At 71.8% G+C, this 4,979-nt stretch carries 4 protein-coding genes and 1 pseudogene; 4 read left to right on the forward strand and 1 reads right to left on the reverse strand.

Features of this window, described 5'->3' with window-relative positions:
- Positions 1-760: cryptochrome/photolyase family protein (locus NQ160_RS16955; RefSeq protein WP_257516334.1), on the forward strand; the 760-nt coding region annotated here is incomplete at its 5' end.
- Between the two features lie 49 nt (positions 761-809).
- Entirely contained in the window at positions 810-1,868 is a 1,059-nt protein-coding gene (locus NQ160_RS16960; RefSeq protein ID WP_257516335.1) for an LLM class flavin-dependent oxidoreductase, read from the forward strand.
- Between the two features lie 4 nt (positions 1,869-1,872).
- Here NQ160_RS16960 and pheA read toward each other — a convergent pair whose 3' ends face one another.
- Positions 1,873-2,832 carry a prephenate dehydratase gene (pheA, locus tag NQ160_RS16965; protein WP_257516336.1) on the reverse strand — a complete coding sequence of 320 codons (960 nt, stop codon included), beginning with the start codon at positions 2,830-2,832 and terminating at the stop codon, positions 1,873-1,875.
- A 119-nt stretch (positions 2,833-2,951) separates the two neighbouring features.
- Here pheA and pgm point away from each other — a divergent pair, with 119 nt between their 5' ends.
- Both pgm and NQ160_RS16975 read left to right on the forward strand, forming a co-directional pair.
- Positions 2,952-4,592: a phosphoglucomutase (alpha-D-glucose-1,6-bisphosphate-dependent) gene (pgm, locus tag NQ160_RS16970; protein WP_257516337.1), complete on the forward strand. Its 1,641-nt coding sequence runs from the start codon at positions 2,952-2,954 to the stop codon at positions 4,590-4,592.
- A 192-nt stretch (positions 4,593-4,784) separates the two neighbouring features.
- Positions 4,785-4,979 (forward strand): annotated as a pseudogene (locus tag NQ160_RS16975) (transporter); the annotation flags it as partial.

A 4,979-nucleotide genomic window follows, 5' to 3' on the forward strand; every position in this document is an offset into this window, starting at 1 on the left:
GGCGGAAGGTCTGCGCGAGACGTGGATGCCGGGGGAACCGGCGGCCCGCACCCGCCTGCGGGAGTTCCTCGCCGAGGATCTCGGCCGCTACGACCAGGCTCGCGACTCTCCGGCCGCGGGGGCGACGTCGCGGCTGTCGCCGCGCCTTCGCTGGGGCGAGATCAGCCCGTTCACGGTGTGGCACGAGGCGGCGAGCACCGAGGGTGCCGGCCGGTTCCTCTCGGAGCTCGGGTGGCGGGAGTTCGCCTGGCACACGCTGTATCGCTTCCCCGAGCTGGCGACGAAGAACCTGCGCGCGGAGTTCGACGCCTTCCCCTGGCCGCCGCTGGACCCGTCGCATCTCGATGCCTGGCAGCGGGGGCGAACCGGCATCCCCCTCGTCGACGCGGGGATGGCGGAGCTGTGGCGAACCGGATACATGCACAACCGGGTGCGCATGGTGACGGCGTCGTTCCTCGTGAAGAACCTGCTCATCGACTGGCGGCGGGGCGAGGAGTGGTTCTGGGACACCCTGGTCGATGCCGACGAAGCGAACAACCCGTTCAACTGGCAGTGGGTCGTCGGCTCCGGGGCGGACGCTGCGCCCTACTTCCGCATCTTCAACCCCGAGCTGCAACGCGAGAAGTTCGACCCCGACGGGGTCTACACGCGGAGGTGGGTGCCCGGCGCCGAGACCCGCGGACCGCTGGTCGATCTGAGGCTGTCGCGCCAGGCGGCGCTGGACGCGTACGAGCAGGTCAAGCGCGCGCCCAGCGCGTGAGTCGACGGCTCGCGGAATGCCGCGGGGCGGCGCACGGTTGTCCTGAGCGATGACTGCCTCGACCGCCCCCGCCCTCTCCGTCCTCGATCTCGTACCGGTCCGCACCGGCCAGACCAGCCCGCAGGCGGTCGCCGCCTCGCTCGCCCTTGCCGAACGCGCCGACGCGCTGGGCTACCGCCGCTACTGGTTCGCCGAGCACCACAACATGGCATCGGTGGGATCGACCACTCCCCCGGTGCTCATTGCGGCGGCCGCCGCGCGCACGTCACGCATCCGCGTCGGATCCGGCGGGGTGATGCTGCCCAACCACGCGCCCCTCATCGTCGCGGAGCAGTTCGCCGCGCTCGAGGCCCTCGCGCCCGGGCGCATCGACCTGGGGATCGGCCGCGCCCCGGGGAGCGACCCGGTGATCACCCAGCTGCTGCGCATGTCGGGGACCTCCAGCGACGTCGAGCGCTTCCCGCAGCACGTGGAGGACATCCTCGCGCTGGTGTCACCCGAGGGTGCGACGCTGAAGTTCACCTCGGGCGGCACGTACGACGTGCACGCGACACCGGCCGCCGTGAGCGCGCCCGAGGTGTGGCTTCTGGGGTCGAGCGACTACTCCGCACAGCTGGCCGCGTCGATGGGGCTCCCCTACGTCTTCGCCAACCACTTCGCCGGCGAGGGCCTGGAGCGGGCGCTGGGCCTGTACCGCGGGCAGTACCGCCCGAGCGAGGCGCACCCGGAGCCGGTGACGTTCCTCACCGCGAACGTCGTCGCCGCCGACACCGCCGACGAGGCCGATGCCCGCGCACTGCCGCAGCTGCGGGCGATGGCCCGCCTGCGGCTGAACCGCCCCATGGCGGCGATGGAGACGGTCGAGGCCGCTCAGGCGGCCGACCTCGACGACGCGATGACGCCGCTCATCGAGGCCATGCGGGAGCGGTGGATCATCGGCACCGGCGAGCAGGCGGCATCCGCGCTGCGAGAACTTGCCGAGCGGCACGGTGTGGACGAGATCATGGTTTCGCCGGTGGCAGCCGCCCGCGAGTCGGAGCCGCTGGACGGCGCCGACGGACGCACCCGCACGCTTGAGCTGCTCGCCGCGGCAGCGGCCGCGGCCTGAGGCGTCAGTCCTCGGGCTCGCCCGACAGCAGCCCGCGCAGCCAATCGCGCGCTTCGACGAACACCTCGTCGGAGTAGCGGTCGGGGTAGCGGACGATGGCGCGGTCGGCCCGGGGGTAGGACCCGAGGAACGTCACCCGCGGGCTGAAGCGGCGCAGCCCCATGAGCGCGTCGGCCATGCGCTCGTTCTCGATGTGGCCGTCGGCATCGATGACGAAGCGGTAGCGGCCGAGGGCGTCGCCGATGGGGCGCGACTCGATGAGAGACAGGTTGATGCCGCGGGTGGAGAACTGCTCGAGCAGCTCGAGAAGCGCGCCGGGGTGGTCCTCGGGCAGCTCCGCGATGAGGGACGTCTTGTCGGCGCCTGTCGGGTTCGGGAGTGTGCCGGGCCGGCTGACGAGCACGAAGCGGGTGACGGCGTTGGGGTTGTCGCCGATGGAACGGGCCAGCAGCTGCAGGTCGTGGTGCTCCAGGATGCCGGGGGGCGCGATGGCCGCGTCGGCCTGGCTCGAGCCGTCGAGCATGTCGAGGGCGGCGGCGACGTTGCTGGGGGCGGGCAGGTGCGCGTGGGCGGGGAGCGTCTCGGACAGCCAGCCGAGACACTGGGCGTAGGCCACGGGGTGCGCCGCGATGAGCGAGACGTCCTCAAGCGTCGTTCCCGGGCGCGCGACCAGGACGAAGTTCACCGGGACCAGGTACTCCCCGACGATGCGCAGACCCGGCATGGTGGCCAGGGCGTCCTGCGCGGTGGACACGCCGCCGTCGATCGAGTTCTCGATCGCGATCATCGCGGCATCCGACCGCCCCGACACCACGTCGGCGAGCGCCTCGCCGACGTTGCGCACCGGACGCCAGTTCTGGTCGCGGGCTTCGGGCACCTGCGCGAGCGCGGCCTCGGTGAAGGTGCCTGCCGGACCCAGATAGCTGTAGGTGCGACGGGCGGGAACGGTGGGCTCGGGGGTCACGGGGAGCAAGCCTAGTCCTGGCGTGTGCGGCGCCTGCGGGGCGCGGCATCCATCCTGCTCCCCGGCGCGGTCTGTCAAGTCAGCGTGCGCCCATCGCCCACAGGGGGCAGACTGGGAGGATGAGCCGAGCAGGACAGCCCGCCGAAGCATCCGATCTCGTCGACATCGACGAACTCGTCGCCGCCTATTACGACCGCAAGCCCGACCCGTCCATCGCCGCCCAGCGCGTCGCGTTCGGCACCAGCGGCCACCGCGGATCGTCGCTGTCGACCAGCTTCAACGAGGACCACATCCTCGCAACGACGCAGGCGATCGTGGACTACCGCCGCGCGCAGGGCATCACCGGCCCGCTGTTCCTGGGGCGCGACACGCACGGGCTCTCGCGGCCGGCCGAGCGCAGCGCCATCGAGGTGCTCGTGGGCAACGGCGTCGACGTGCGCGTGGACTCCCGCGATGCGTGGGTGCCGACCCCGGCACTGAGCCTCGCGATCCTCGCGCACAACCGGGCGCTGGATGCCACCGACCCGGGCCGTGCGGACGGCATCGTCGTCACCCCCTCGCACAACCCGCCCCGCGACGGCGGTTTCAAGTACAACCCGCCCCACGGCGGCCCCGCCGACACCGACGCGACCGGCTGGATCGCCGACCGTGCCAACGCGCTGATCGCCGCGGGACTCGAGGGCGTCACCCGCACGCGGTTCGCCGACATCGACACCTCTCTTCTCGGAACGTACGACTTCCGTGAGGAGTATGTGCGGGAGCTGGCGACCATCATCGACATCGATGCGATCCGCTCCGCAGGGGTGCGCATCGGCGCCGACCCGCTGGGTGGGGCCTCGGTGGAGTACTGGGCCCTCATCGCCGAGATGTACGGCCTGGACCTGACCGTGGTCAACCCCGACGTCGACCCGACGTGGCGGTTCATGACGCTGGACTGGGACGAGAAGATCCGCATGGATCCGTCGTCGCCCTCGGCGATGGCCTCGCTCCTCGCCCGCCGCGACGAGTACGACATCCTCACCGGCAACGACGCCGACGCCGACCGGCACGGCATCGTCACGCCCGACGCGGGCCTGATGAACCCCAACCACTACCTCGCCGTCGCGATCGACTACCTGTTCCGGCACCGCGAGGGCTGGCCGGCGGATGCCGCGATCGGCAAGACCCTGGTGTCGTCGATGGTCATCGACCGCGTCGCCGCCTCACTCGGCCGCCCCCTGCTGGAAGTGCCGGTCGGTTTCAAGTGGTTCGTGCCCGGTCTGCTGGACGGCTCGGTCGCCTTCGGCGGCGAGGAGTCGGCGGGCGCGTCGTTCCTGCGCAAGGACGGGACCGTCTGGACCACCGACAAGGACGGCATCCTGCTCTGCCTGCTGGCGGCGGAGATCCTCGCCGTCACCGGCAAGACGCCGTCGCAGCGCTACGGCGAGCTCGAAGCGGAGTTCGGCGCCTCGGCCTACGAGCGCGTCGACGCCCCCGCGACGCCCGAACAGAAGGCGACGCTGGCGAAGCTCTCGCCCGACGCCGTGACCGCCACCGAGCTGGCCGGCGAGCCCATCACCGCGAAGCTGTCGCACGCGCCCGGAAACGGCGCGCCGATCGGCGGGCTCAAGGTGCAGACCGAGCACGCATGGTTCGCCGCCCGCCCCTCGGGCACCGAGGACGTCTACAAGCTGTACGCCGAGTCGCTGCGCGGCCCGGAGCACCTCGCCGAGGTGCAGGCCGAGGCCCGCGCCGTGGTCGCCGCCGCCCTCGGGGGCTGACCGCGCGCGGTCGCGCGGCGGCCTGCCGCTTCCGCGCCCGCGTCTGTCCTGTCCGTGAGACGAATGCTCGCGGACGAGACGGCGGTTGTCACCCACTGTCTCGTCCGCCAGTAGTCGTTTCACCGGGAAAAGGCGCGACGGCGGGGCGGGGCGGTGGCGGACGGCCAGGGCGGGGAGGGGCAGACTGGCGGGATGCCGATCATCGACAACGCCGTGTACGTCGCGGGGCAGCGGATCCCAAACCCCGAGAACCTCGAGCAGACCTTCGAGCACATGAAGGACAACCACGGGATGGCGTGGATCGGACTGCTGCGGCCGACGCCGGAAGAGCTTCAGCAGGTGGCCGCCGAGTTCTCGCTGCATCCGCTCGCCGTCGAAGACGCCCTC

The sequence above is a fragment of the Microbacterium sp. zg.Y909 genome (assembly GCF_024626565.1).

Coding starts and splice junctions, on each gene's coding strand:
- NQ160_RS16960 (WP_257516335.1), top strand. CDS start 810: ATGACTGCCTCGACCGCCCCCGCCCTCTCCGTCCTCGATCTCGTACCG.
- pgm (WP_257516337.1), top strand. CDS start 2,952: ATGAGCCGAGCAGGACAGCCCGCCGAAGCATCCGATCTCGTCGACATC.